This window comes from Streptomyces fuscigenes (genome assembly GCF_021556455.1).
GTDB lineage: Bacteria > Actinomycetota > Actinomycetes > Streptomycetales > Streptomycetaceae > Streptomyces > Streptomyces fuscigenes.
Map to the genome: position 1 here is coordinate 1 of NZ_JAKGCV010000037.1, position 24,086 is coordinate 24,086.

A 24,086-nucleotide genomic window follows, 5' to 3' on the forward strand; every position below is an offset into this window, starting at 1 on the left:
CCGGCCGCCACGGCCCGGCCCCGGATCCCCGGCGCGCGCGTGCCCGGCGCCACGCGACCGCCCGCGGCGGCGGACCCGTACGCCATCGGTCCGGACTCCCACGAGCGCGCCGCCGGCGACGGCGGTGGCCTCGACCAGGACACCTTCACCATGCGCCTGCCGGGCCCGCAGCGCGCCCCCTCACGGGAACTGCCCAAGCGGGTGCCCAAACCCGTGAGGACCGCAGGCGCCCCGGTCGTGCGCAAGCGCGGCGTGGACCCCGAGGAACTGCGCCGCAGACTCGGCGGCTTCCACCAGGGCGCCAAGGCGGGACGGCACGAGGCGGAGGAGGAGATCCGCCGGGCCGGGGGCGGGCAGACCCAGGGACAGCAGGCGCCCGCCCCGGACGGGCCGGGCACCCTCGGCCGGCCCGAGGCGGACCCGCCCCGCCAGGACGCGCCCTACGCGGGGCCGTTCGGAGATCCGTACGGCGTCAAGCGCCATGACCAGGCGTACGCGTCGCAGCACCGCACGACACAGCAGCACACGGAAGCGGCGGGGGAGACAGTCGAGGAGGCACGCAGTTGACTGCGACCGGCACATTCGGACTGAGCAGCGAGGCCCGCAACCTGCACTGGTTGCTGAACAACCTCGTGGAGGAGGTGCCCGGCGTGCGGTCCGTCGCCGTCGTGTCGTCCGACGGGCTCCTCCTGCTCTCCTCCGACCCCGAACAGTCCGAGGCGGCCGCCGAACCCGCGGCCGCCGGGCGCCCGGAGGGCCCGCGAGGATCGAGCGCCGACCTCGCGACCGTCGTCTCCGGCATCGGGAGCCTGACCATCGGCGCCGCGCGGCTCATGGAGGGCGGCCCGGTCAAGCAGACCATGGTCGCGATGGAGGACGGCAGCCTGTTCGTGATGGCGATCAGCGACGGTTCGCTGCTCGGCGTGCACGCGACGCCGGACTGCGACATGAGCGTGGTCGCCTACCACATGGCGCTGTTCGTGGGCCGCGCCGGGCACGTCCTCACCCCCGAGCTGCGCGGCGAGCTGCGCCGGTCGTTGGAGGGCGGAGCCACGGGCGCCGACGCCCCCGGCCCCGGGAGCGGAGCCGGGGGCGCCCCCACCGGCTCCGTCAGCCGTTGTAGTCGCCGTGGTCCCAGCGGTCGCGGTCCCGGTCGCGGTCCCGGTCCTTGTCCTTGTCCTGGGCCCGCAGCCGGCTCTTGAGGTCGTCCGGCGGCAGGAAGCGCGACCAGCGCTCCGGGAACTCCGAGGGCATGTCGGGGTCGCTCGCGTCCTGCGCCCGGGCCGAGGCGGCCGCCGCGCGCGCGATCAGCTCCGCCGACTGCGCCGAGCGCAGCCGCTCGTTCGAGGCGCGGGCCGCCGCCGTGGCCAGGGAGGGCCAGACGCGGTCGACGGCCGCGTTGACGGCGGCGCCCACGAGGACGGCGAAGGCGGACACGCCTATCCACAGGAGCACCGCGATGGGAGCGGCCAGCGAGCCGTAGATCGTGGGCCCCTCGATCTGGCTGGTCACGTAGATCCGCAGCAGGAAGCTGCCGAGGATCCACATGGCGAGCGCGATCAGCGCACCGGGCACGTCCTCGATCCACGGCGCCCTGACCGGCACGGACACGTGGTAGAGCGTCGTCAGGAAGGCGATCGACAGGACGATCACGATCGGCCAGTACAGGACGCTGACGACCTCGGTCCCCCACGGCAGCAGCGACACCAGCCGGTCGGGGCCGACCACGGCGAGCGGCAGCACGATCGCGCCGATCACCAGCCCCGCGAGGTAGAGCAGGAACGACAGCATGCGGGTGGCGACGATGCCGCGCCTGCCGTCGAGGCCGTACATGACGGTGATGGTGTCGACGAAGACGTTCACCGCCCGGGAGCCCGACCACAGGGAGATCGCGAAGCCGATCGAGACGATGTCGGGCCGTCCGCCCTCCGTGACGTCCTTCAGCAGCGGCTTGGCGATCTGGTTGACGCCCCGGTCGGAGAGCACGGTCCCGACCGCCGTCAGGATGTTCTTGTCGATCGACGCCACCGTGTGGGTGTCGGTCCACGCGTCGACGTAGCCGAGCAGGCCGATGAGGGCCAGCAACAGCGGCGGCAGCGACAGCAGCGTCCAGAACGCCGCTTCCGCCGCCAGCCCGAGGATCCGGTACTCCATACAGGAGTTGACCGTGTCCTTGAGGAGATGCCAGGCCATCTTCCGCTTCGAGACATTGCGGTAGAGCACACGGGCCCGACGCAACCGCCCGGACGGCGGCTCGGGTGTTTCTTTTGCTGCCTGCACCTACTTACCGTATCCGTATGGCACCCAGCACCCACACAGTGACCAACCAGGTTCCGCTCCTGGTGGGGTACGACGTGTTCGGCGCGGACCGCGCCCTGACCGAAGCGGTGGACCGGCACCTCGCCCCCGGGCTCCTGGAGGAGGTGCGCGGGGAGCTCACCACGCTCGGCCTCTCCGCGGGCTCCGCGCAGGCCCTGCGGTGGGGCACGGACGCGAACGAGAACCCCCCGCGGCTGCGTACGCACGACCGCTACGGCAACCGGATCGACGAGGTCGAGTTCCACCCGGCGTACCACCGGCTCCTCGGGCACGCGGTCTCCGCCGGGCTCACCGACGCCTGGGGCAGGCCCGAGGGCCACGTGCGGCGCGCCGCGGGCTTCCTCGTGTGGTCGCAGGTGGAGGCGGGGCACGGCTGCCCCGTCTCGATGACGCACGCGGCGGTGCCCGCGCTGCGCGCCGAGCCCGCGCTCGCGGCGGAGTGGGAGCCGCGGCTGACCTCGCACGCGTACGAGCCAGGGCTCGCGCTCCCGGGCAGCAAGCCGGGCGCGTTGTTCGGCATGGGCATGACGGAGAAGCAGGGCGGCAGCGACGTACGGGCGAACACCACGCGGGCGCTTCCGCTGGACGCGGCGGGAGAGTACCTCCTGACGGGCCACAAGTGGTTCTGCTCGGCGCCGATGAGCGACGGCTTCCTCGTGCTCGCGCAGGCGCCCGGCGGGCTGACCTGCTTCCTGGTGCAGCGGGTCCTGCCGGACGGGACGCGCAACGTCTTCCGCGTCCAGCGCCTGAAGGACAAGCTCGGCAACCGGTCCAACGCGTCCGCGGAGGTGGAGTTCGAGGACACCTGGGCGCGCCGGGTCGGCGAGGAGGGCCGGGGGGTGCGCACCATCATCGAGATGGTCGCGGCGACCCGCCTGGACTGCGTGCTGGGCGCGGCGGCCGTGATGCGGCAGGCGGTGGCGCAGGCCGTCCACCACGCGGCGCACCGGCGGGCGTTCGGCGGCGAGCTGATCGACAAGCCGCTGATGCGCAACGTTCTGGCCGATCTCGCGCTGGAGTCGGAGGCGGCCACGACGCTCGCGATGCGGCTCGCGGCGGCCTACGACGCGTCCGGGACGGGCGTGCCGGAGGTGTCGAAGCGGGAGCGGGCGTTCCTGCGGCTGGCGGTGCCGGTGGCCAAGTACTGGGTGACGAAGCGGTGCACGCCGCTGGCCGCGGAGGCCCTGGAGTGCCTGGGCGGCAACGGCTACGTCGAGGAGTCCGGCATGCCCCGGCTGCTGCGCGAGTCGCCGCTGAACTCGATCTGGGAGGGCTCGGGCAACGTGCAGGCGCTCGACGTGCTGCGCGCGGTGCAGCGCGAGCCGGAGGCGCTGAACGCGTTCCTGGCCGAGCTCGGGCAGGCGCGCGGCGCCGACCACCGGCTGGACGCGGCGGTCAAGGTGATGCTGAGCGAACTCGGCGACCTGGAGGGCATCGAGGGCCGGGCCCGGCGCCTGGTGGAGCGCATGGCCCTGGTGCTTCAGGGGTCGCTGCTGGTCCGGTTCGCCCCGCCGGAGGTGGCGGACGCGTTCTGCGCGTCGCGGCTCGGCGGGGACTGGGGCGCGGCCTTCGGGACGCTGCCGGCGGGCCTCGACCTGGCGCCGGTCGTGGAGCGGGCGCGGGTGGTCACTGACTGAGCCGCGGGGCGGGCCGGTGACCGCCGCGCGGACGGCACGCGCCGCGACCTCTCCGGCTGCCGCGGGCCGGGCGCCCGGGGTTGCGCGGGGGCCGGCCGGTCCCTGCTCGTCCGTCGGTGCGTCAGAACGCCGCGCAGGGCCGTCCAGGAGGGTTCCTGGCGGTGCGTCAGGAGGCGCCGGGGCCAAGGCGCGTCGCGTACGGCGCGGTCCGGTGCGCTCTGCCGCCACCTGCGGCGACGCGCGCCACGGGGCTTCGCCGCGCCGGCGTCCGGGCACGCGAAAGCCAGGGGTGGTGCCGCGCCGACACGGCACCACCCCTGGCTTGTTCTCACTCTCTTACACAGGAGCAGGAGTACGCCAGGGTTGCAGAGCGTTGCAGCGCGAAAACGTCACGGCACCGAGCACGAGGGCCGCACGGCCCCGCCGCGGAACGCTTCCGTCCGCTCCTTGGGCGGGGGCACCAGGCAAGGAGTAGCGATGGAGGACGTCCCGGTCGACCTGGTCCGCCTCGCCGCGCGGGACGGCGGGCGGGCCGCCCGGCTGCTGCGGCACGTACGGGACGCGATGCTCGCCGGAGAGCGGCCGCCCGTGTCCCCGCGCCCCGAGATAGGCGCCTCGTGGGAGCGGATGACCCGGCTCGCGGTGCGGCCCGACCGGCAGGGAGAGGCGGTCGCGGTGGAGCGGGCGGAGCTGGAGCACCGCAGGCGCTCGACGGCGCTCGGCCGGGCGATGCCGACCGTCGCGGAGGCGCTGACGGACCTCGCGGACACGTCGTCCCAGATGGTCGCGGTCACCGACGAGGAGGGCGCGGTGCTGTGGCGCTCCGGCGACGCGTCGGTGATGCGCAGGGCGGAGGGGATCCGGCTGGTGGACGGCGCGGTGTGGGCCGAGCACGCCACGGGCACCAACGCGATCGGCACGGCCCTGGCCGAGGGGCGGCCGGTGCGCGTGCACGCGGCCGAGCACTACGTGGGGGCGCTGGGCGAGTGGACGTGCGCGGCGGCGCCCGTGCGCGACCCCCGGGACGGGCGGCTGCTGGGCACGATCGACGTGTCGGGCCCCGCGCGCGGCTTCCACCCCTCGGCCCTGCCCCTGGTGACGTCGGTGGCGCGGCTCGCCGAGTCGGAGCTGCGGGAGCGGCACCGGCAGTCGGTGGAACGGCTGCGCTCGGTGGCCGCGCCGCTGCTGTACCGGATGCGGGGCCGCGCGCTCGTGGTGGATCCGCACGGCTGGACGGCGGCGGTGACCGGCATCGCGCCGGTGGACCGGATCGTGCTGCCGAAGTCGTTCGGCGCCGGGCGGACGTGGCACGCGACGCTGGGCATGTGCACGGTGGAGCCGCTGCCGGGCGGCTGGCTGGTGCGGGTGGAGGGCGGGGAGCCGGACGGACGGCCCGCCGCGGGCCGGGCGGTCCTGGACGTGAGCGGGCCGGGGCGTCCCTCGCTGCTCGTCTCGGGGCCCGCGGGCAGCTGGCGCCAGGAGCTGACCCCGCGCCACGCGGAGCTGCTGTACGTGCTGGCCGTGCACCGCTCGGGCCGCAGCGCGGCGCAGCTCGCCGCGGACGTCTTCGGCGACCCGACGCGCGCGGTGACCGTGCGGGCTGAGATGTCGCGCGTGCGCAGGCAGCTGTCGGGCGTGCTCGACCACCGGCCGTACCGCTTCCGCGAGGAGGTCGAGGTCGAGGTGGTGGCGCCCGCGAACCCGGCGGACCTGCTGCCCCTGTCGCAGGCGCCCGCCGTGGCCGGGGCGCGGCGTGATTGTCTTGCGCCATGAGCACGATCACCGTGACCACCTGGTCCCTGCGCCAGACGTCCCCCGCCGACCTGCGGCCGGCCGCCGAGCCCGGCGCCGGGGTGCGGGTCGTGCGCGCCGAGGTGCCCTCCCCGGAGTTCAGCCGCTTCCTGTACACGGCGGTCGGCGGGGACGTGCGGTGGACCGACCGCCTGGGGCTCGGCTACGAGGAGTGGCGCGCGCTCGTCTCCGCGCCGGGCGTGGAGACGTGGGTGGCGTACGAGGACGGCACCCCGGCCGGGTACGCGGAGCTCGCCGCGGACGGCGACGGCACGGTGGAGATCGTGTACTTCGGGCTGCTGCCCGCCTTCCGGGGCCGGGGCATCGGGGGCCACCTGCTGACGTGCGCGGCGCGCCGGGCGTGGGACCTGGCCGGGCGGTGGCCGGGCGTGTCCCCGACGCGGACCGTGTGGCTCCACACCTGCTCGAAGGACGGGCCGCACGCGATGGACAACTACCTGCGGCGCGGGTTCGCCCTGTTCGGCACGGAGACCGCGCAGGAACCCGAGGCGGCGGCTCCGGGACCCTGGCCGGGCGCCGTGGCAATACCCGGGACCGAGTCGTGACGGATACCACACCGTCTCACTGAACGAGATCATTCTGTCCACATTGTGGATAATGGTGGACTCGCCCGATCGCGCCGTGACACGCTCTGTCCATGTCTCGTGCTGGTATTGCCCTGGTGAGTCGGCGACACGTCGATCTCGGCCGCATGTCCAGCGCCATGTGTTCGGCGAGCTGAGAGTCCCAGCACCCCCCGTTCCGAGCTTCACGCCTGTCCCCAGCCGCGCACCGTTGCGCCCTCGCGCACGTGTGCGGCTGTGAGCCGCCCTCCAGCAGTCCCGAAGGACGTATTCGCCATGGCCGCCACGCCGGAAAAGCCTGTTCCCGCACGTCCACGCCGCAAGGTGAGCCGCCACCGCGGCGAGGGCCAGTGGGCCAAGGGTCACTTCACTCCGCTCAACGCCAACGAGCAGAGCAAGAAGGACGACGACGGTCTCAATGTGCGGACACGTATTGAGACGATCTACGCCCGTGCCGGGTTCGACTCGATCGACCCCGCGGACCTGCGCGGGCGGATGCGCTGGTGGGGGCTCTACACCCAGCGCAAGCCCGGGATCGACGGCGGCAAGACGGCGATCCTGGAGCCCGAGGAGCTGGACGACCGCTACTTCATGATGCGGGTGCGGATCGACGGGGGCCGCCTGACGACCGAGCAGCTGCGCGTCATCGGCGGCATCTCCGAGGAGTTCGCCCGGGGCACCGCCGACATCACCGACCGGCAGAACATCCAGCTGCACTGGATCGACATCGAGAACGTGCCGGAGATCTGGCGCCGCCTCGAAGGCGTCGGGCTCTCCACGACCGAGGCCTGCGGCGACGTGCCGCGCGTGATCATCGGCTCGCCGGTCGCCGGCGTCGCCGTGGACGAGATCCTCGACGGCACCTCCGCCATCGAGGAGATCAGCGAGAAGTACATCGGCTCCAAGGAGTTCTCGAACCTTCCGCGCAAGTTCAAGACGGCGATCTCCGGATCGCCGGTCCTCGATGTCGTGCACGAGATCAACGACATCGCGTTCGTCGGCGTGGAGCACCCGGAGCACGGCCCCGGCTTCGACCTGTGGGTCGGCGGCGGCCTGTCCACCAACCCGAAGATCGGCGTGCGCCTGGGCGCGTGGGTGCCTCTCGCCGAGGTCCCCGAGGTGTGGGCGGGCGTCGTCGGCATCTTCCGCGACTACGGCTACCGCCGGCTGCGCACCCGCGCCCGGCTGAAGTTCCTCGTCGCGGACTGGGGGCCCGAGGAGTTCCGCCGCGTGCTCCAGGAGGAGTACCTGAAGCGCGCGCTGGTCGACGGGCCGCCACCCGCCGAGCCCCCCTCGCGCTGGCGCGACCACCTCGGCGTGCACCGGCAGAAGGACGGCCGGTACTACGTGGGCTTCGCCCCGCGCGTGGGCCGCGTCGACGGCGCGACCCTGACGAAGGTCGCCGATCTGGCCGCCGCGCACGGCTCGGACCGGCTGCGCACGACCGTCGAGCAGAAGATGCTCGTCCTCGACGTGCCCGAGGACCGGGTCGAGTCGCTGGTCGAGGGCCTCGCGGCGCTGGACCTGCACGCCCGCCCCTCCGCCTTCCGGCGCGGCGTGCTGGCCTGCACCGGCATCGAGTTCTGCAAGCTGGCGATCGTCGAGACGAAGCAGCGCGGAGCCGACCTCATCGACGAACTGGAGCGCAGGCTCCCGGACTTCGACGAACCGATCAGCATCAACCTGAACGGCTGCCCCAACGCCTGCGCCCGCATCCAGGTCGCGGACATCGGCCTGAAGGGACAGCTGGTCCTGGACGGCGAAGGCAACCAGGTCGAGGGCTACCAGGTGCACCTGGGCGGCGCGCTCGGCCTCGAGCCGGGCTTCGGCCGCAAGGTGCGCGGCCTGAAGGTCACCGCCGACGAGCTGCCCGACTACGTCGAGCGCGTCCTGAACCGGTTCCGCAAGGAGCGCGAGGAGGGCGAGCGCTTCGCCGCCTGGGCCGCGCGCGCGGACGAGGAGGCGCTGTCGTGAGCGCCGCCGCGGTGCCCACGGGCATGAGCGCGTGGCATTCCGGGGGCCGGCCGCGGGGGGTGCTGTCATGAGCGAACGCGCCGCGCCCTTCTACTGCCCCTACTGCGGCGACGAGGACCTGCGCCCGAGCGGGGAGGGCCACGGGACGTGGGAGTGCCACGCGTGCAACCGCGCGTTCCGGCTGGCGTTCCTCGGGCTCCTCGCCCACGGACACCCGACGAGTCACGGAGGGGACGAGACATGACGACCGCGACCGGCACCGACCGGCTTCGGGACCTCGCCGAGCAGGCGGGCCGCGACCTGGAGGAGGCGCCCGCCGAGGACATCCTCGCCTGGGCCGCCGCCACGTTCGGGGAGCGCTTCTGCGTGACGTCGTCCATGGAGGACGCCGTCCTCGCCCACCTGGCGTCGCGCGCGATGCCCGGCGTGGACGTGGTGTTCCTGGACACCGGCTACCACTTCCCGGAGACGATCGGCACCCGCGACGCCGTCGCGGCCGTGATGGACGTGAACGTGATCACACTCACGCCGCGGCAGAGCGTCGCCGAGCAGGACGCCGAGTACGGGCCCCGGCTGCACGACCGCGATCCCGACCGGTGCTGCGCGCTGCGCAAGGTCGCCCCGCTCGACGCGGGCCTCGCGGGCTACGACGCCTGGGCCACCGGCCTGCGGCGCGACGAGTCCCCGACCCGCGCCGCGACACCCGTCGTCGGCTTCGACGAGAAGCGGCGGAAGGTGAAGGTCTCCCCGATCGCGCGGTGGACACAGGAAGACGTGGAACAGTACGTGGCCGAGCACGGGGTCCTGACCAATCCGCTGCTCATGGACGGCTACGGCTCCGTCGGCTGCGCGCCCTGCACACGGCGGCTGCTGGAGGGCGAGGACGCCCGCGCGGGGCGCTGGTCGGGACTCGGCAAGACGGAATGCGGCATCCACGGATGACCGCGCAGCGAACCGGCGGCCCGCACGTGGGCGGCCGCCACCGGGGCGACGGCGCTCCGGGCCGCGGCACCGACGACACCGACCAGCACCAGGAGACCCAGTTGAGCGTGACGGACCAGGGCGCCACGATCTGGCTCACGGGCCTGCCCAGCGCGGGCAAGACCACCATCGCGAGGGAGCTTGCCGGGCGACTCGCCGCCGAGGGGCACCGCGTCGAGGTGCTGGACGGCGACGAGATCCGCGAATTCCTGTCCGCGGGCCTCGGCTTCAGCCGTGCGGACCGCCACACCAACGTCCAGCGCATCGGCTTCGTGGCCGAACTCCTCGCATCCCAGGGCGTGAAGGCGCTCGTGCCGGTCATCGCGCCGTACGCGGACAGCCGCGAGGCGGTGCGCAAGCGGCACGACGCCGAGGGCACCGCATACGTCGAGGTGCATGTCGCGACGCCCGTCGAGGTGTGTTCCGTACGGGACGTCAAGGGCCTGTACGCGAAGCAGGCGGCGGGCGAGATATCGGGGCTCACGGGAGTCGACGACCCCTACGAGGCGCCGGCCGCGCCCGATCTGCGCATCGCGTCCCACACCCAGACCGTGCAGCAGTCAGCGGCGGCGCTGCACGCGCTGCTCACCGAAAGGGGTCTCGCGTGACCACCACCGTACGAGGCGCCGACGAGGGCACCGACGCGCCGTACGCACTCAGCCACCTGGACGCACTGGAGTCCGAGGCGGTGCACATCTTCCGCGAGGTGGCGGGCGAGTTCGAGCGGCCGGTGATCCTCTTCTCCGGCGGCAAGGACTCCATCGTCATGCTGCACCTGGCGCTGAAGGCGTTCACGCCGGCGCCGGTGCCGTTCGCACTGCTGCACGTCGACACCGGGCACAACTTCCCCGAGGTGCTGGCGTTCCGCGACCGGGTGGTCGCCGAGCACGGGCTGCGGCTGCACGTCGCGTCCGTCCAGGAGTACATCGACGCGGGCACCCTGCGCGAGCGCCCCGACGGCACCCGCAATCCGCTGCAGACGGTGCCGCTGACCGAGCGCATCCAGTCGGAGCGCTTCGACGCGGTGTTCGGCGGCGGGCGGCGCGACGAGGAGAAGGCCCGTGCGAAGGAGCGGGTGTTCTCGCTCCGCGACGAGTTCTCGCAGTGGGACCCGCGGCGCCAGCGCCCGGAGCTGTGGCAGCTCTACAACGGCCGGCACGCGCCGGGCGAGCACGTGCGGGTGTTCCCGCTGTCCAACTGGACCGAGCTCGACGTGTGGCAGTACATCGCCCGCGAGCGCATCGCGCTGCCGGAGATCTACTTCGCCCACGAGCGTGAGGTGTTCCTGCGCGGCGGCATGTGGCTGACGGCGGGCGGCTGGGGCGGTCCCAAGGACGGCGAGCAGGTGGAGAAGCGCCTGGTGCGCTACCGCACGGTCGGCGACATGTCCTGCACCGGTGCCGTCGACTCGGACGCCGCCACGATGGACGCCGTGATCGCCGAGATCGCCACCGCCCGGCTCACCGAGCGGGGCGCGACCCGCGCCGACGACAAGCTGTCCGAGGCGGCCATGGAAGACCGCAAGCGCGAGGGGTACTTCTAGCCATGACCACCGCCACCGAGCAGCTGTCCGCGACCACACTGCTGCGCTTCGCCACCGCGGGCTCCGTCGACGACGGCAAGTCCACACTGGTGGGCCGCCTGCTGCACGACTCGAAGTCGGTGCTGACCGACCAGCTGGAGGCCGTCGAGCACGCCTCCCGCAGCCGCGGGAAGGAGGCGCCGGACCTGGCCCTGCTCACCGACGGCCTCAGGGCCGAGCGCGAGCAGGGCATCACCATCGACGTCGCCTACCGCTACTTCGCCACCGCCAGGCGGCGGTTCATCCTCGCGGACACACCGGGCCACGTGCAGTACACCCGCAACATGGTGACGGGCGCGTCGACCGCGGAGCTGGCCGTCGTACTGGTCGACGCGCGCAACGGCGTGGTGGAGCAGACCCGCAGGCACGCCGCGGTCGCCGCACTGCTGCGCGTGCCGCACGTGGTGCTCGCCGTGAACAAGATGGACCTGGTCGACTACGCGGAGCCCGTCTTCGCGCGGATCGCGGCCGAGTTCACCGCGTACGCCGAGTCGCTGGGCGTGCCCGAGGTGACGGCGGTCCCGATCTCCGCGCTCGTCGGCGACAACGTCGTGGAGCCGTCGGCCCACATGGACTGGTACGGCGGGCCCACCGTGCTCGAACACCTGGAGACCGTGCCGGTCAGCCACGACCTGGCGGACTGCCCGGCCCGCTTCCCCGTGCAGTACGTGATCCGGCCGCAGTCGGCCGAGCACCCCGACTACCGGGGCTACGCGGGCCAGATCGCCTCCGGTGTGCTGCGCGTGGGCGACGCCGTGACCGTGCTGCCCTCCGGCCGCGCCTCGGTGATCGAGGGCATCGACGCGCTCGGCGAGAGCGTGTCGGTGGCGTGGGCACCGCAGTCGGTGACGGTACGGCTGGCCGACGACATCGACGTCTCGCGCGGCGACCTGATCGCGCCGAGCGCCGACGCGCCCGCCCCCACCCGGGACGTGGTGGCGACGGTGTGCCACGTCGCCGACCGGCCGCTGACGGTGGGCCAGCGCGTGCTGCTGAAGCACACCACGCGCACGGTGAAGGCCATCGTGAAGGACATCCCCTCCCGGCTGACCCTCGCGGACCTCTCGCAGCACACCGCACCGGGGCGGCTGGAGGCGAACGACATCGGCCGGGTCGTCGTGCGCACGGCCGAGCCGCTCGCGCTGGACGCGTACGCCGACTCGCGCCGTACCGGCTCGTTCCTGCTGATCGACCCGTCGGACGGCACGACGCTGACGGCCGGCATGGCGGGCTCCGCCTTCGCCGAGAGGGCCGCGGAGGCCTCCGCCGCCGCCGGGGACGACGGGAGCTGGGACTTCTGATGACCGGGGCGGCACGGGACGTCTACGGGACGTTCGCGAAGGAGGGCGGCCGGGTCGGCAGCGGTGCGCTCGGTGCCGGAACCGGCGGTGTGACGCGATGTGTGCGATGACGTACGCGCACTGCCCGCGCGCCCACGCCCCCGCACAGCAATGCCCTCCATCCGCCGACGTACCGGCCGCTCCCCCGTAAGAAGCGGGGCGCGCGTTCCGGATCACCGAGAGGACCAGCCTCCCGATGTCCACGACCTCCAGCACCTCCACGACCGCCGCCGCGCGCCGCCGCTTCGCCGTCGCCGCGGCCCTCCCCCTGACGGCCCTGCTGCTCGCGTCCTGCGGCTACGGCTCCAAGGTCGACAAGAGCGGCGACGCGTCGGCCGCGCCCGCCGCGGGCGCGAAGAAGCTCTCCGCCGACCAGGTCAGGATCGGCTACTTCCCGAACCTCACGCATGCCACGGCCCTCGTCGGTGTCCAGCGCGGCATCTTCCAGAAGGACCTGGGCGGCACGCAGTTGAAGAAGACCACCTTCAACGCGGGACCCTCCGAGGTCGAGGCGATCAACGCGGGCAGCATCGACATCGGCTTCATCGGGCCCTCCCCCGCCATCAACGCCTACACCCAGTCCGGCGGCAAGAGCCTGCGCATCATCGGCGGTTCGGCCTCGGGCGGCGTCAAGCTGGTCGTCAACCCGAAGAAGATCACCTCGCAGGCCGGCCTCAAGGGCAGGAAGATAGCGACGCCGCAGCTCGGCAACACCCAGGACGTCGCGTTCCTGAACTGGCTCAGGACGAAGCACCTCAAGGTCGACGCGCAGTCCGGCAAGGGCGCCGTGTCGGTGGTCCGCGAGGACAACAGTGTGACCGTGGACGCCTTCAAGACCGGGCAGATAGACGGCGCGTGGGTGCCGGAGCCGACCGCCTCGCAGCTGCTCGCCGAGGGCGGGAAGACGCTGATCGACGAGTCCGACCTGTGGCCGGACAAGAAGTTCGTCATCACCAACATCGTCGTGTCGCAGACGTTCCTCAAGGCGCACCCCGACGTGGTCGAGGCGGTGCTCAAGGGCTCCGTCGACACCAACAAGTGGATCAACGCGAACCCCGACGCGGCGAAGGCCTCCGCCAACGACGCCCTCAAGTCCCTGTCGGGCAAGGCCCTCAAGCCCGAGGTGCTGGACTCGGCGTGGCCCTCGATCCGCATCACGGACGACCCGCTGGCGGCGACACTGCAGGCCGAGGCGGACCACGCGGTCGGCGCGGGGCTGCTGAAGAAGCCCGACCTCAAGGGCATCTACGACCTCGGCCCGCTCAACAAGGTGCTCGCCGCGGAGGGCCGGCCGGCCGTCTCCGACGCCGGCCTCGGCGTGAAGTAGCCCGCTCGCACCCCGCATGTCCCGTGCCCGCGCACGGTGTCCCGTTCCCCTTCCGCAACGCCACGACCGCTCCCAGGAGGTGACGACCATGGCGTCCTCGCTCGTCAAGGCCGCCGACGAGACCCCGGCGGTGGAGCACGCCGCCCGGATCGACCACGTCTCGAAGGCATTCGGCACGGCCGCCGGCCGGCAGCTCGTGCTGGACGACATCACGCTCGACGTCGCCCCGGGCGAGTTCGTCACCCTCCTGGGGGCGTCGGGCTGTGGCAAGTCGACGCTGCTGGGGCTCGTCGCGGGGCTCGACGAGCCCTCGGCGGGCACCATCAGCACCGGGGGCCGGCCGGCCCTCATGTTCCAGGAGCACGCCCTCTTCCCCTGGCTGACGGCCGGCAAGAACATCGAGCTGGCCCTCAGGCTGCGCGGTGTCCCCCGGCCCGAGCGAAGGGGCGAGGCCGAGCGGCTGCTGGAACTGGTCCGGCTGGGCGGTGCGTACGGCAAGCGCGTCCACGAGCTGTCCGGCGGCATGCGCCAGCGCGTCGCCCTGGCGCGGGCGCTCGCGCAGGACAGCAGGCTGCTCCTCATGGACGAGCCGTTCGCCGCGCTCGACGCCATCACCCGGGACGTGCTGCACGACGAGCTGACCCGGATCTGGCGGGAGACCGACGTGTCGATCCTGTTCGTCACGCACAACGTGCGCGAGGCGGTGCGGCTCGCGCAGCGCGTCGTGCTGCTGTCCTCGCGCCCCGGCCGCGTGGCCCGCGAGTGGCAGGTCGACATCCCGCAGCCGCGCCGTATCGAGGACCCCGGCGTCGCCGCCCTGTCCTTGGAGATCACCGAACAACTCCGTGGGGAGATCCGCCGCCATGGCCGGCACTGACACGACACGGCCCGCCGCGGCGGGCACCGGCGCCGCCGAGGCGCCGGGCGACCTCGCGGGCCTCGAAGCGGGCCTGGACGCGCTGGAGAGCGCGGGCCCCGCACGGGTGCCGCTGCGGCGCACACTGATCGACAAGGTGCTGCCGCCGGTCACGGCCGTGGTGCTCGTCCTGGTGGTGTGGGAGCTGCTGGTGCTGGCGCACGTCGCCCCCGGCTACAAGCTGCCCTCCCCCGGCGCCGTGTGGGGCGAGGTCACCGACGCGTGGGAGCAGGGCACGCTGCTCGGCTACATCTGGACGAGCGTCGAGCGGGGCCTGCTCGGATTCCTGCTGGCGCTGGTCATCGGCACCCCGCTGGGCCTGGTGGTCGCGCGGGTCAGGCCGGTGCGGGCGGCGATCGGCCCGATCCTGTCGGGTCTGCAGTCGCTGCCGTCGGTGGCGTGGGTGCCGCCCGCCGTCATCTGGCTCGGGCTGAACGACCGGATGATGTACGCGGTGATCCTGCTGGGCGCGGTCCCCTCGATCGCCAACGGACTCGTCTCCGGTGTGGACCAGGTCCCGCCGCTGTACCTGCGGGCGGGGCGGACGCTGGGCGCCACCGGGCTGCGCGGCACCTGGCACGTCGTGATGCCCGCCGCTCTGCCGGGTTATCTGGCAGGCTTGAAGCAGGGGTGGGCGTTCTCCTGGCGTTCGCTGATGGCGGCGGAGATCATCGCGTCCTCACCCGACCTCGGCATCGGCCTCGGCCAGCTGCTGGAGAACGGCCGCACGAACAGCAGCATGTCGATGGTCTTTCTGGCGATCTTCCTGATCCTGATCGTCGGGATCGCGGTGGACCTGCTGTTCTTCAGTCCTCTGGAGCGGTGGGTGCTCCGCAGCCGCGGCCTCGTCACCAAGAGTTGATCACGCCCATGTACCAGGCACGTCCCGTCCTGCTCGTCATCGCCCACGGCAGCCGCGACCCGCGGCACGCCGCGACCGTACAGGCGCTCGCGGAGCGCGTGCGATCGCTGCGTCCCGAGCTGCGCGTGGAGACCGGATTCCTCGACTTCAACGCCCCGTCGGTGCCGCGGCTGCTGGACAGGCTCGCCCTGGAGGCCCGCGAGCGGGGGGTGCGGCGCCAGGTGGTGGCACTGCCGCTGCTGCTGACCCGCGCGTTCCACGCGAAGTCGGACATCCCGGCCGTGCTGGGGGAGGCCGCGGCGCGCCATCCGCTGCTGCGCATCCGGCAGGCGGCGGTGCTCGGTCCCTCGCCGCTGCTGCTGCGGGCGCTGGACCGGCGCCTCGGCGAGGCCGGGCTGACGCAGGCCGACCGCCCGTCGACCGGGGTGGTCCTCGCGTCGGCGGGCTCCACCGACCCGGAGGCGAGCGCGGTGATCGCAGACATCGCGCGGGAGTGGCGGGGCACCGGTTGGTGCGCCGTGCGGCCCGCGTTCGCCTCCGCCTCCCTGCCCCGCACCGAGGACGTGGTGCGGCAGCTGCGGTCCGAGGGCGCCGAGCGGGTCGCCGTCGCGCCGTACGTGATCGCGCCCGGGCGGCTGCCGGACCGGATCGTCGCGGGCGCGGCGGGCGCGGACGTCCTCGCGGACGTGCTCGGCCCGGCGCCCGAGGTGGCGGGGCTGCTGCTCGAACGGTACGAGGAGTGCGCGCGGTCCTTCGTCGCGGACGCGCTCGCCGAGGGCGCCTTCCCCGGGGTCCCGTTCGCCGCTGCCCGCATCCCGGCCCCGCGCTCGGCCTGACTCCGGGGGCGGGTCGCCCCGGCCCGCCCTCCCGGTACCGCAGTCCCGGCGCCCCCGTACGGGGGCAGGCCCCGTCCCGCGCCGTGCCCGGCCCGCGGGGTCCCGTTCGCCGGGTGCCGCGACCGGCGCCCGGGGAAGCCCGGGCCCCGGCTCAGGCTCAGGCGGGGCCCGTCCCGGCCTGGCCGGCCGCCACGGCCTCCTCGACGCGCGCCCGCAGCTGCGACGCGGGCAGCGAGGCGGCCGGGCGCCGCTCGGCGGCGAAGGTGTCCGCGAGCAGCTGCAGCGTCTCGTTGACCGGGGTGGCCACGCCGTGCATCCGGCCGAGCAGCACGATCTCGCCGTTCAGGTAGTCCGTCTCGATGGTGCCCGCGCCCCGGGCGAGCGACTGCCACGAGGAGCCCCCGCCGCGTGCGGCGCCGGTGGCGGCGTCGAAGTGGATCAGCGACCGCGCCTCGTCCTGCTCCTCCTGCGTGGCGCAGTCGGCCCCGGCGGCGGCCAGTACCGCCCAGCCCTCGGCGAGGGCCCGGCGGTGGACGACCCGGGCGTCCTCCTCCGTGAGTCCGGAGACCGCCTCGATCGCGTTGGCCAGGTTCGACAGCAGCTTCGCGTACTTCCAGCGCATCGCGTCCGGCACGACCGGGGCGAGCAGCCGCGCCTTCTCCAGGTCCCCGCCGACGGCACGTGCGGTCTCGTCCGTGCCCGACGGGTAGCGGCCGAGGTGCAGGATGCCCGTGAACGGGGCGCTCGGCGCCAGCACCGCGCCCGGTTCGACGTGGCTCGAGGGCAGCCACACGCACATCGCGTAGACGTGCCGGAAGCGGCGCAGGGCGAGGCGCTCGCTCTCCACGCCGTTCTGCGCGCACACGAGGGGGAGCCGCTCGCCCGCGGTGCCGCCGCCGCGCACCGGCCTGCGGCTCCAGGCGGTCAGTGCGGCCAGGCTGTCCTGCGTCTTCACGGCGAGGAGCAGAACGTCGTCCGGACCGAGTTCCACGTCCTCGGGCCGGTCGACGACGGGGATGCGCCGCGTGTGCGTCCCGTCGGGCGTCGTGAACGTCAGGCCGTGGTCCCGCAGCGCCTCGTAGTGGGCGCCGCGTGCGACCAGGACGACGTCCGTGCCGGCCTCGGCCAGGCGTCCGCCGATGCTGCCGCCGACCGCGCCCGCCCCGATGATGATGTACCGCATGCCGGTCCCTGCCGCCTTCCGCCTTCTCGCCGTGCCGCTGAGCGGGCCGGAACCCCGCGGCCCCGGTGACGGCCATCCTGCCAGGGCGCGGCGGGCGCGGCGAGGCGGTCGGTGCCCGGCACGGCGGCCGGGCCGGGCGCCGGCGGCCGGCGCGCGCAGGTGGCCGCGAGCCGAGGCCCCGGCCAACTCCCGGTTTCACGTGCCGAATTGTTGGAAGTGCCACGGATCTCTTCGGCAGGTGTTCCCGTCCCGGCCACCCGGCGCACGGCCTCCGAGGCACCGTGCGCGAGGAGTCTTTCCGCGTCCCAGAAGTCGGCTCATCGCCGAGTTGAAAGGAACTCCGGACATGAACGACGAAACTGCGGAGACCCCCACCCCCCGAAACCGCCTGACCCGCCGCAGACTCCTCGGTTCGGCGGCGACCGTCGGCGCGCTCGCCGCCGTGGACGCCGCCCTTCCGGGCAACGTGCGCAAGGCGGTCGCCGCCGGCGCCGCCAAGGGCGGCAAGCTCTCGGACATCAAGCACGTCGTGCTGCTGATGCAGGAGAACCGCTCCTTCGACCACTACTTCGGCACGCTCTCGGGCGTGCGCGGCTTCGGCGACAAGAAGGCCGCGACGCTGCCCAACGGCGACCCGGTCTTCAAGCAGCCGGACCCCACCGGCACCCAGGGCTACATGCTGCCGTTCCACCTGGAGACGCGGACGACGTCGGCGCAGGCGATCCCGTCGACCTCCCACGCGTGGGACGTGCAGCACGCCGCGTGGAACGGCGGCCGGATGGACAACTGGCTGCCGGCCCACCGAGCCGCCGACGGCAACACCAACGGCCCCTACACGATGGGGTACTACACGCGCGAGGACATCCCCTTCCAGTACGCCCTCGCCGAGAACTTCACCGTGCTCGACAACTACCACTGCTCGGTGATGGGCCCGACCCACCCGAACCGCTACATGTGGATGAGCGGCACCATCGACCCGAACGGCCTGCACGGCGGTCCCGCGCTCGACAACGGCGCCAAGCCCGGCACGTACTCCTGGACGACCTACCCGGAGCGCCTGCTCCAGGCCGGGGTGAGCTTCAAGTTCTACCACTCGAACGCGGACGGAACGGGCACCGACCAGATCCACCACATGGCGCAGTACATGGCGCTGTCGCCCGACTCCCAGCTCTACCGGCAGACCGTGGCGACCTCGCCGCTGGGCCAGTTCCAGTACGACGCCGCGAACGACCGGCTGCCGACCGTCAGCTGGATGTTCCCGCCCGGCGGCCTGGACGAGCACCCGGCCAACCTCCCTGCCGCGGGGGCCCAGTTCGTGGCGAGCATCGTGGACGCGATCGCGTCGAACCCCGACGTGTGGGCGAAGACCGCCTTCATCCTCTCCTACGACGAGAACGACGGCCTGTTCGACCACGTCGTCCCGCCGACCCCGCCGGCCGGCACCCCCGACGAGATCGTCACCAGGACGTCCCCGACCGGGGTGGCGGGCGGCGGCCTGCCGGTCGGCCTCGGGTTCCGGGTGCCGTGCGTCATCGTCTCGCCGTGGACGGTGGGCGGCTGGGTGAGTTCCGAGGTGGCGGACCACACCTCGCAGCTGCGGCTCCTGGAGAAGATCACCGGCGTGCGCGAGCCCAACATCAGCCAGTGGCGGCGGCGCAAGGTCGGCGACCTGACCTCCGCCTTCCGCTTCGGCGACACGACGCGGAGGTTCCCGGCGCTGCCCGACACCAACGGCCGGTACAACCTGGCGCAGTACGAGGTCGGCCAGCTGCCGAAGCCGGTCACGCCGCCCGCGACGCAGAGCATGCCGCGTCAGGAGCCCGGTACGCGTCCGCACGTGTCCTGACGCGAACGGCGGGACTTCCCCCGCCCCACCGGATCGGGGCGGCTCGGCCGGCTGCCCGCCGGAGAACCGCACGGCCCCCGCGAGTCACGTCCTCGCGGGGGCCGCCCGTCCTGCCGCCCGCACACGGCACCGAGAAGACGATCACGGGAAGGTGCGCCGGGCTGCCTCCAGCTTATTGCACATGATGCGCAAGTGCATCATGGCGACAGCAAGTGGGCAGGGCCGTGCGGGAGGCCCCGGAGCGGGGCACCCCGTCAGCCGCGGGGACCGCGTCCCTCCTTGACCAGCTGCTCCAGCCGGTCGAAGCGCCGGTGCAGCGCCTCGACGTCGGCCGACGCCTCCACGCGCCCGTCGTGCCCCAGGTGGCGAAGCGCCTCCCCCGCCTTGCGCAGGTCCTTCGCGGCGCCTCCCACGAACCAGGTGGCGAGCGCCGCGGTGAGGATGCCGAACAGCGAGATGCCGACCAGCATCACCACGCACGCGATGATCCGGCCCCAGAGCGTCACCGGGTACATGTCGCCGTACCCGACGGTCGTGGCCGTCTCCAGGGACCACCACAGCGCCCTCGGATAGGACGTGATCGTCGCCTGCGGCGCGCCGTGCTCCGCGGGCACGACCAGCCAGGACCCGACCAGGACCACCGCCAGCGTGACGGCGAGGGCCCACAGCGAGGCACGCACGTGCGTGCCCTTGCGGCGGGACGCCGACATCCAGCGGATCAGGACGGCGAGGAAGGACGGCTGCATGCGGCACCTCTCCGGGGCGGGCCGTGACGGACCGTCGAAGCTACCCGCGCGGGCCGCCGCGCACCGCACGACGCGCGACGGGGCCGGACCCCCGGGGGAAACACCCCCCGGAGACCCGGCCCCTGCGGCGGCCGCCGCCGCGCCCGGCGCTCTCAGCGCCCGATCGGCCCGGCGGCGGCCGCCCTGTTCACTTGCCGAAGCCGAAGGCGAAGACGTGCGCCCCCGAGTCCGGCAGGGTCACCGACGCGACCTGCTTCGACGCGTCCAGCGGCACCGTGGTCGAGAAGACGTACGCCTTCACGTTGTCCCGGCCGCCGCTGCCGGTGTCGCGGTAGTTCGTCGTGACGGCCTCGGTGTTCGAGGCCACGGGCTTCGAGCCGCCCGCGCCCAGCGTCCAGTCGGAGAACGTGACCGGGGCCTTGGCCGTCGTGCCGTCGGTGTAGGTGACGGTCAGCGTGCCGGTGACGCCGCTGCCGTCCGTGGGGGCGTTGGTCGCGGAGCCGAGCAGGCCCAGCTTCGCGCCGGTGGAGCCCGGGACCATCGGGATCGTCTGCCCCGCCATCTCGATGTTGTCCGGCTGGCCGGACTTCACCGTCGGGAAGGTGTAGTCGATGCCGTCGGAGCTGACCTTCGCTCCGCTGGTGGCGCCCGCGGCCTGGAGCGCGTTCTGCGAGTACGCCCAGCCGCCGCCGTCGAAGCCGCCGTTGTAGCTCGCGCCGTCGGGGTAGATGCCCTCGTTGGTGGAGTAGGGCCACAGCTCGCCCGGCTGGGCGACGGCGACGCGCAGCGCCGCTGTGCCGACACTCGCCCCGGTCGCGTGGTCGGTGAGCGCGAACGTGACGGAGTACTCGCCCTCGCCGGTGGGCGCGGTGACCTTCAGGTCGGCCTTCGCGCTGCCCGAGGCGGGCACCGTGAGCGAGCCGGACGCCGCGGAGAGCGTCACGCCGGCCGGCGCGGTCGCCTTCCAGTCGACGGTGGCGGCCTTCGCGCCGAGGTTGGTCAGGTTCAGCGTGCTGTCACCGGACGCGCCGGGCGCCAGGATCAGGCCGCTGGCCGGGCCCGTCGCGGCGAGGACCTTGCCGCCGCCCGTGGTGTCCGACGGCGGGACGGAGTCCGCCGCGGAGGCCCAGGACTTGTTGGGCGTGGTGCCGAGCGCCCAGTCCATCGTGCCGGCCTTCTTCATCTGGCCGAAGGTCAGCCAGGACTGCTTCCACTCCTCGCCCTTGACGTCCAGCGCCTGGACGTAGGGCGCCTTGGGCGCGGCCTTCGGGGCGTTGATGGCGAGCTTCTTGCCGTTCGCGAAGGTCACCTGGGCGACCGGGAAGACCGGGCTGCCGAGGGCCAGCGTGTCGGTGCCCGGGGTCTCCGGGTACATGCCGAGCGAGGACCAGACGTACCAGGAGCTCATCGCCCCGAGGTCGTCGTTGCCGAACGAGCCGACCGGGGCGTTGAAGTACAGCTTCTGCTGCGCCTCGCGGACCGCGGCCTGCGTCTTCCAGGGCTGCGCCAGGTAGTCGTACTCCCAGGGGATCTCGACGCTGGGCTCGTTGCTGAGGTTGGCGTCGGTGCTGCCCGGGTCGGTGATGTTGTCCAGCAGGCTGTCGAGGTAGGAGGAGTACGCCTTCTTCCCGCCGCGGGCCTGGACGAGCTGCTGCAGGTTGAACGGCACCATCGGCGTGTACTGGGCGGAGGTGCCCTCCACGAAGCCGTTGGACGTGCCGGGGGTGAAGCCGCCGGCGAACTGGCCGTCCTGGTTGCGGCCCTGGATGTAGCCCGTCTGCGGGTTGAAGACGTTCATCCAGTCCTGGGCGCGCGTGGCGAACTTCTTGTAGACGGCGGTCTTGCCGAGCGACTTGGCGAACGACGCGAGCGCGTAGTCGGCGCTGTCGTACTCCAGCTGCGTGGAGACCGGGCCGTAGAAGTTGCAGCAGCCGTAGTCGTTCTCGTCGAGCGGGAGGTAGCCCTTGGCGTCGCGCACCGACTCGCCGGGGCGGTCGTTGTTCGGGACCGTCGCCTCGTGCTGCATCGCGGAGAGCGCGTGCGCGGTGTCGAAGCCGCGGGCCCCGAAGGCGTACGCGTCGGCGATGATGCTCGCCGCCGGGTCGCCGACCATGACGTAGCTCTCACCGTTGTTCGAGGCCCACTTGGGCAGCAGGCCCGTCTGGTCGTAGCCGTTGAGCATCGACGTGACGATGTCGCTGGTGGCCTTCGGGTCGACGATCGCCATCAGCTGGGTCTGCGAGCGGTAGGTGTCCCAGGCCGAGTAGTTGGCGTACTGGGCCTTCTGGCCCTTCGCCAGGGTGTGGACCTGGTTGTCCATGCCCATGTACTGGCCGTTGTCGTCGGAGAAGACGTTCGGGTGCAGCAGCGAGTGGTAGAGCGCCGTGTAGAACTGCGTCTGCTGGTCCGTGCTGCCGCCGCCGACGGCCATCCGGCCGAGGACGTCGTTCCACGCGTCGTGGTTGGCCTGCCGCATCCCGTCGAAGTCGAAGCCCTTGACCTCGGTCGAGAGGTTCGAGGCGGCGTTCGCGTCGCTCGTGTACGAGATGCCGACGGCGGCCGTGACCGACGGGTCCGCGGAGGTGTCGAACGTCAGGTACATCCCGTTCGCGCCGGACGTCGGCGGCTGGGCGGCCTTGGCGTTCTTCGTCGCGGCGGAGGCGCCGGCCTTGGCGCCCTGCGCGGCCGTGTGCACGGACGGGGAGGGCGCGGCGGGCACCGTGAAGTTCTTCTCCCGCTGCGCGGTCTCCGGGTGCTGCTGGAGGCTCTGCGCGGCCCGGCCCTGCTTCAGGGCGGTCGCGTTCTTGTTGATCGTCGAGCCGACCCAGGTGCCGCTGGTGCTGAAGGGGTGGTTGAACTTGATGTCGAAGTGCAGCGTGTAGCGGTTGCCCGCGCCGCAGAAGTGGCCGCTGTCGATCGAGCCGCTGATCTCCTTCTTGTTCACCACCTGCACCCGGGTGCCGTCGACCTGGGTGGCGCCACCGCTGAGCTTGAGCAGCAGGTTCGACTGCTTGCCCGCGGGGAAGGTGAACGTGCCGAGCCCGGCCCTCGTGGTGTCGGTCAGCTCGGTCTTGACGCCGTTGGCGTCGGTGACGCCGTAGTAGCCGATCCCGGCCTTCTCGTCGCTGTGGGCGAACTGGACCGACGTGTTGCCCAGGTTGCCGGAGAGCGCGCCGGTGGTCGGCAGGAGGGGCAGGTCGCCCGCGACTCCGCAGCCGGGACCCGAGACGTGGGTCAGGCTGAAGCCGGAGAGCTTGTTGTCGTTGTACTCGTAGCCGCCGCCCGAGGGCCGGTCGGGGGTGGTGTCGGGGCCCCACTGCATCATGCCGAACGGCATGTCGGGCCCGGGGAAGTCGTCCACCGCGCCCGAGGTCCCGACGAGCGGGTTGACCAGGGACGCCGGGTCCGTGACCAGGTGGGGCGTGGCCGCCGAGGCGCTGGAGGTCAGCGCCTGCAGGGGCAGGACGGCCAGGCCGAGGACGGCGGCCATGGCCAGGCGTTTGCGGGATCTGCCGACATGAGGGGAAGTGGAAGATGAGGGGCTGCTGTTGCCCATTCGATTGCCTCCGCAGCGGTCGTGCTACGCACAGGACGTGCCGGGACGGGCGGGCTCCCCCAGGAGAAAACCACCGTCCGGTAAAGGGGTGGCAATGCCGTCGTCCGATAGTCTGACAACGTTGCCACTCCGCACGAGGCATGAGTGAAACGCGGATGGTGATTGCGTGTCAACGCCATCAACACGAGTTTCTCGGCGGGACCTTCGGGGGATGCGCGCGACCCGCGCGGGCGCCCGGGCACCGGGCCGCCGACGGGCGCGGAGAAGGCGCGCTGCCGGGTCGTCACCGAGGGCCGCGGGAGGGCCCGCGGTCGGGGAGGTCATGGACCGGGCAGGCAACGGGCCGGGCAGGTCCCGGAGTGGGCAGGGCTCGGGCCGGGCGGGTCGTGGTCCTGACGGGTCTCGGGCTGGGCGGGTCACGAACCGGGCAGGGCTCGGGCCGGGCGGGTCCCGGACCGGACCGCCGGGCTCCACCACCCCGATGCCCGATGCCCGATGCGCCGGGGCCTCGTTGCTCCGGTGCCCCGTTCACTCGTTGCCGCCGGCGGCCGGCCCCGCCGCCGCGGTGGCGCCGCCGGGGCGGCACCGCCGGCGTGTCGGTGCGCG

The 24,086-nt window shown here is 73.0% G+C and carries 19 protein-coding genes and 2 pseudogenes; 17 read left to right on the plus strand and 4 right to left on the minus strand.

Going from position 1 to position 24,086, the window contains the following annotated elements:
• Positions 1-567: pseudogene (locus L1885_RS06380) on the plus strand (hypothetical protein); the annotation flags it as partial.
• Positions 564-1,049 (plus strand): annotated as a pseudogene (locus tag L1885_RS06385) (roadblock/LC7 domain-containing protein); the annotation flags it as partial. The pseudogenes L1885_RS06380 and L1885_RS06385, both read left to right, overlap by 4 nt.
• A 61-nt stretch (positions 1,050-1,110) precedes the next feature.
• Here L1885_RS06385 and L1885_RS06390 read toward each other — a convergent pair.
• A complete protein-coding gene (locus tag L1885_RS06390; RefSeq protein WP_235795994.1) occupies positions 1,111-2,280 on the minus strand; it encodes a YihY/virulence factor BrkB family protein in 1,170 nt (389 codons plus the stop codon).
• 17 nt (positions 2,281-2,297) lie between these two features.
• Here L1885_RS06390 and L1885_RS06395 point away from each other — a divergent pair, with 17 nt between their 5' ends.
• The 14 genes from L1885_RS06395 to L1885_RS06455 all read left to right on the plus strand — a co-directional run bounded on the left by L1885_RS06395 (position 2,298) and on the right by L1885_RS06455 (position 16,149).
• Positions 2,298-3,956, plus strand: coding sequence for an acyl-CoA dehydrogenase family protein (locus tag L1885_RS06395; RefSeq protein WP_235795995.1), 1,659 nt, complete (start codon positions 2,298-2,300; stop codon positions 3,954-3,956).
• Positions 3,957-4,433: 477 nt separating this feature from the next.
• Entirely contained in the window at positions 4,434-5,729 is a 1,296-nt protein-coding gene (locus tag L1885_RS06400) for a helix-turn-helix domain-containing protein (protein ID WP_235795996.1), read from the plus strand.
• Positions 5,726-6,313 carry a GNAT family N-acetyltransferase gene (locus L1885_RS06405; RefSeq protein ID WP_235795997.1) on the plus strand — a complete coding sequence of 196 codons (588 nt, stop codon included), beginning with the start codon at positions 5,726-5,728 and terminating at the stop codon, positions 6,311-6,313. Before L1885_RS06400 ends, L1885_RS06405 begins: the two co-directional genes overlap by 4 nt.
• 92 nt (positions 6,314-6,405) lie before the next feature.
• A complete protein-coding gene (locus L1885_RS29370) occupies positions 6,406-6,489 on the plus strand; it encodes a putative leader peptide (RefSeq protein WP_329460053.1) in 84 nt (27 codons plus the stop codon).
• A gap of 118 nt (positions 6,490-6,607) precedes the next feature.
• Positions 6,608-8,305 (plus strand): nitrite/sulfite reductase, encoded by a 1,698-nt coding sequence (locus L1885_RS06410; RefSeq protein ID WP_235795998.1) that lies wholly within the window; start codon positions 6,608-6,610, stop codon positions 8,303-8,305.
• A gap of 67 nt (positions 8,306-8,372) precedes the next feature.
• A complete protein-coding gene (locus tag L1885_RS06415) occupies positions 8,373-8,549 on the plus strand; it encodes a hypothetical protein (protein ID WP_235795999.1) in 177 nt (58 codons plus the stop codon).
• Entirely contained in the window at positions 8,546-9,247 is a 702-nt protein-coding gene (locus L1885_RS06420; protein ID WP_235796000.1) for a phosphoadenylyl-sulfate reductase, read from the plus strand. The genes L1885_RS06415 and L1885_RS06420 overlap by 4 nt, the downstream gene beginning before the upstream one ends.
• 101 nt (positions 9,248-9,348) lie before the next feature.
• The gene (gene cysC / locus L1885_RS06425) at positions 9,349-9,894 is read left to right on the plus strand and encodes an adenylyl-sulfate kinase (protein WP_235796011.1); all 546 of its coding nucleotides are present in this window, start codon (positions 9,349-9,351) and stop codon (positions 9,892-9,894) included.
• Positions 9,891-10,829: a sulfate adenylyltransferase subunit CysD gene (gene cysD, locus L1885_RS06430; protein ID WP_235796001.1), complete on the plus strand. Its 939-nt coding sequence runs from the start codon at positions 9,891-9,893 to the stop codon at positions 10,827-10,829. The genes cysC and cysD overlap by 4 nt, the downstream gene beginning before the upstream one ends.
• Positions 10,830-10,831: 2 nt before the next feature.
• Entirely contained in the window at positions 10,832-12,169 is a 1,338-nt protein-coding gene (locus tag L1885_RS06435) for a sulfate adenylyltransferase subunit 1 (protein WP_235796002.1), read from the plus strand.
• A gap of 235 nt (positions 12,170-12,404) precedes the next feature.
• Positions 12,405-13,535 carry an aliphatic sulfonate ABC transporter substrate-binding protein gene (locus tag L1885_RS06440; RefSeq protein WP_235796003.1) on the plus strand — a complete coding sequence of 377 codons (1,131 nt, stop codon included), beginning with the start codon at positions 12,405-12,407 and terminating at the stop codon, positions 13,533-13,535.
• Positions 13,536-13,623: 88 nt separating this feature from the next.
• Positions 13,624-14,412 carry an ABC transporter ATP-binding protein gene (locus L1885_RS06445; protein ID WP_235796004.1) on the plus strand — a complete coding sequence of 263 codons (789 nt, stop codon included), beginning with the start codon at positions 13,624-13,626 and terminating at the stop codon, positions 14,410-14,412.
• Positions 14,399-15,313 carry an ABC transporter permease gene (locus tag L1885_RS06450; protein ID WP_235796005.1) on the plus strand — a complete coding sequence of 305 codons (915 nt, stop codon included), beginning with the start codon at positions 14,399-14,401 and terminating at the stop codon, positions 15,311-15,313. The genes L1885_RS06445 and L1885_RS06450 overlap by 14 nt, the downstream gene beginning before the upstream one ends.
• 8 nt (positions 15,314-15,321) lie before the next feature.
• Entirely contained in the window at positions 15,322-16,149 is an 828-nt protein-coding gene (locus L1885_RS06455; RefSeq protein WP_235796006.1) for a sirohydrochlorin chelatase, read from the plus strand.
• 157 nt (positions 16,150-16,306) lie between these two features.
• Here L1885_RS06455 and L1885_RS06460 read toward each other — a convergent pair whose 3' ends face one another.
• Positions 16,307-17,332 (minus strand): ketopantoate reductase family protein, encoded by a 1,026-nt coding sequence (locus tag L1885_RS06460; RefSeq protein ID WP_235796007.1) that lies wholly within the window; start codon positions 17,330-17,332, stop codon positions 16,307-16,309.
• 346 nt (positions 17,333-17,678) lie between these two features.
• Here L1885_RS06460 and L1885_RS06465 point away from each other — a divergent pair, with 346 nt between their 5' ends.
• The gene (locus L1885_RS06465) at positions 17,679-19,178 is read left to right on the plus strand and encodes an alkaline phosphatase family protein (RefSeq protein ID WP_235796008.1); all 1,500 of its coding nucleotides are present in this window, start codon (positions 17,679-17,681) and stop codon (positions 19,176-19,178) included.
• Positions 19,179-19,432: 254 nt separating this feature from the next.
• Here the strand turns inward: L1885_RS06465 and L1885_RS06470 are convergent, their stop codons facing one another.
• Positions 19,433-19,924, minus strand: coding sequence for a potassium channel family protein (locus L1885_RS06470; protein ID WP_235796009.1), 492 nt, complete (start codon positions 19,922-19,924; stop codon positions 19,433-19,435).
• A gap of 187 nt (positions 19,925-20,111) precedes the next feature.
• A complete protein-coding gene (locus L1885_RS06475; protein ID WP_235796010.1) occupies positions 20,112-23,414 on the minus strand; it encodes a GH92 family glycosyl hydrolase in 3,303 nt (1,100 codons plus the stop codon).
• Positions 23,415-24,086: the final 672 nt, after the last annotated feature.

What these genes read in the sequence shown, in the direction of transcription:
- L1885_RS06420 (WP_235796000.1), top strand. Translation starts at nt 8,546, where the DNA reads ATGACGACCGCGACCGGCACCGACCGGCTTCGGGACCTCGCCGAGCAG.
- L1885_RS06435 (WP_235796002.1), top strand. Translation starts at nt 10,832, where the DNA reads ATGACCACCGCCACCGAGCAGCTGTCCGCGACCACACTGCTGCGCTTC.
- L1885_RS06405 (WP_235795997.1), top strand. Translation starts at nt 5,726, where the DNA reads ATGAGCACGATCACCGTGACCACCTGGTCCCTGCGCCAGACGTCCCCC.
- L1885_RS06460 (WP_235796007.1), bottom strand. Translation starts at nt 17,332, where the DNA reads ATGCGGTACATCATCATCGGGGCGGGCGCGGTCGGCGGCAGCATCGGC.
- L1885_RS06455 (WP_235796006.1), top strand. Translation starts at nt 15,322, where the DNA reads ATGTACCAGGCACGTCCCGTCCTGCTCGTCATCGCCCACGGCAGCCGC.
- L1885_RS06475 (WP_235796010.1), bottom strand. Translation starts at nt 23,414, where the DNA reads ATGGCCGCCGTCCTCGGCCTGGCCGTCCTGCCCCTGCAGGCGCTGACC.
- L1885_RS06445 (WP_235796004.1), top strand. Translation starts at nt 13,624, where the DNA reads ATGGCGTCCTCGCTCGTCAAGGCCGCCGACGAGACCCCGGCGGTGGAG.
- L1885_RS29370 (WP_329460053.1), top strand. Translation starts at nt 6,406, where the DNA reads ATGTCTCGTGCTGGTATTGCCCTGGTGAGTCGGCGACACGTCGATCTC.
- L1885_RS06415 (WP_235795999.1), top strand. Translation starts at nt 8,373, where the DNA reads ATGAGCGAACGCGCCGCGCCCTTCTACTGCCCCTACTGCGGCGACGAG.
- L1885_RS06395 (WP_235795995.1), top strand. Translation starts at nt 2,298, where the DNA reads ATGGCACCCAGCACCCACACAGTGACCAACCAGGTTCCGCTCCTGGTG.
- L1885_RS06410 (WP_235795998.1), top strand. Translation starts at nt 6,608, where the DNA reads ATGGCCGCCACGCCGGAAAAGCCTGTTCCCGCACGTCCACGCCGCAAG.
- L1885_RS06400 (WP_235795996.1), top strand. Translation starts at nt 4,434, where the DNA reads ATGGAGGACGTCCCGGTCGACCTGGTCCGCCTCGCCGCGCGGGACGGC.
- L1885_RS06440 (WP_235796003.1), top strand. Translation starts at nt 12,405, where the DNA reads ATGTCCACGACCTCCAGCACCTCCACGACCGCCGCCGCGCGCCGCCGC.
- L1885_RS06470 (WP_235796009.1), bottom strand. Translation starts at nt 19,924, where the DNA reads ATGCAGCCGTCCTTCCTCGCCGTCCTGATCCGCTGGATGTCGGCGTCC.
- L1885_RS06450 (WP_235796005.1), top strand. Translation starts at nt 14,399, where the DNA reads ATGGCCGGCACTGACACGACACGGCCCGCCGCGGCGGGCACCGGCGCC.
- L1885_RS06465 (WP_235796008.1), top strand. Translation starts at nt 17,679, where the DNA reads ATGAACGACGAAACTGCGGAGACCCCCACCCCCCGAAACCGCCTGACC.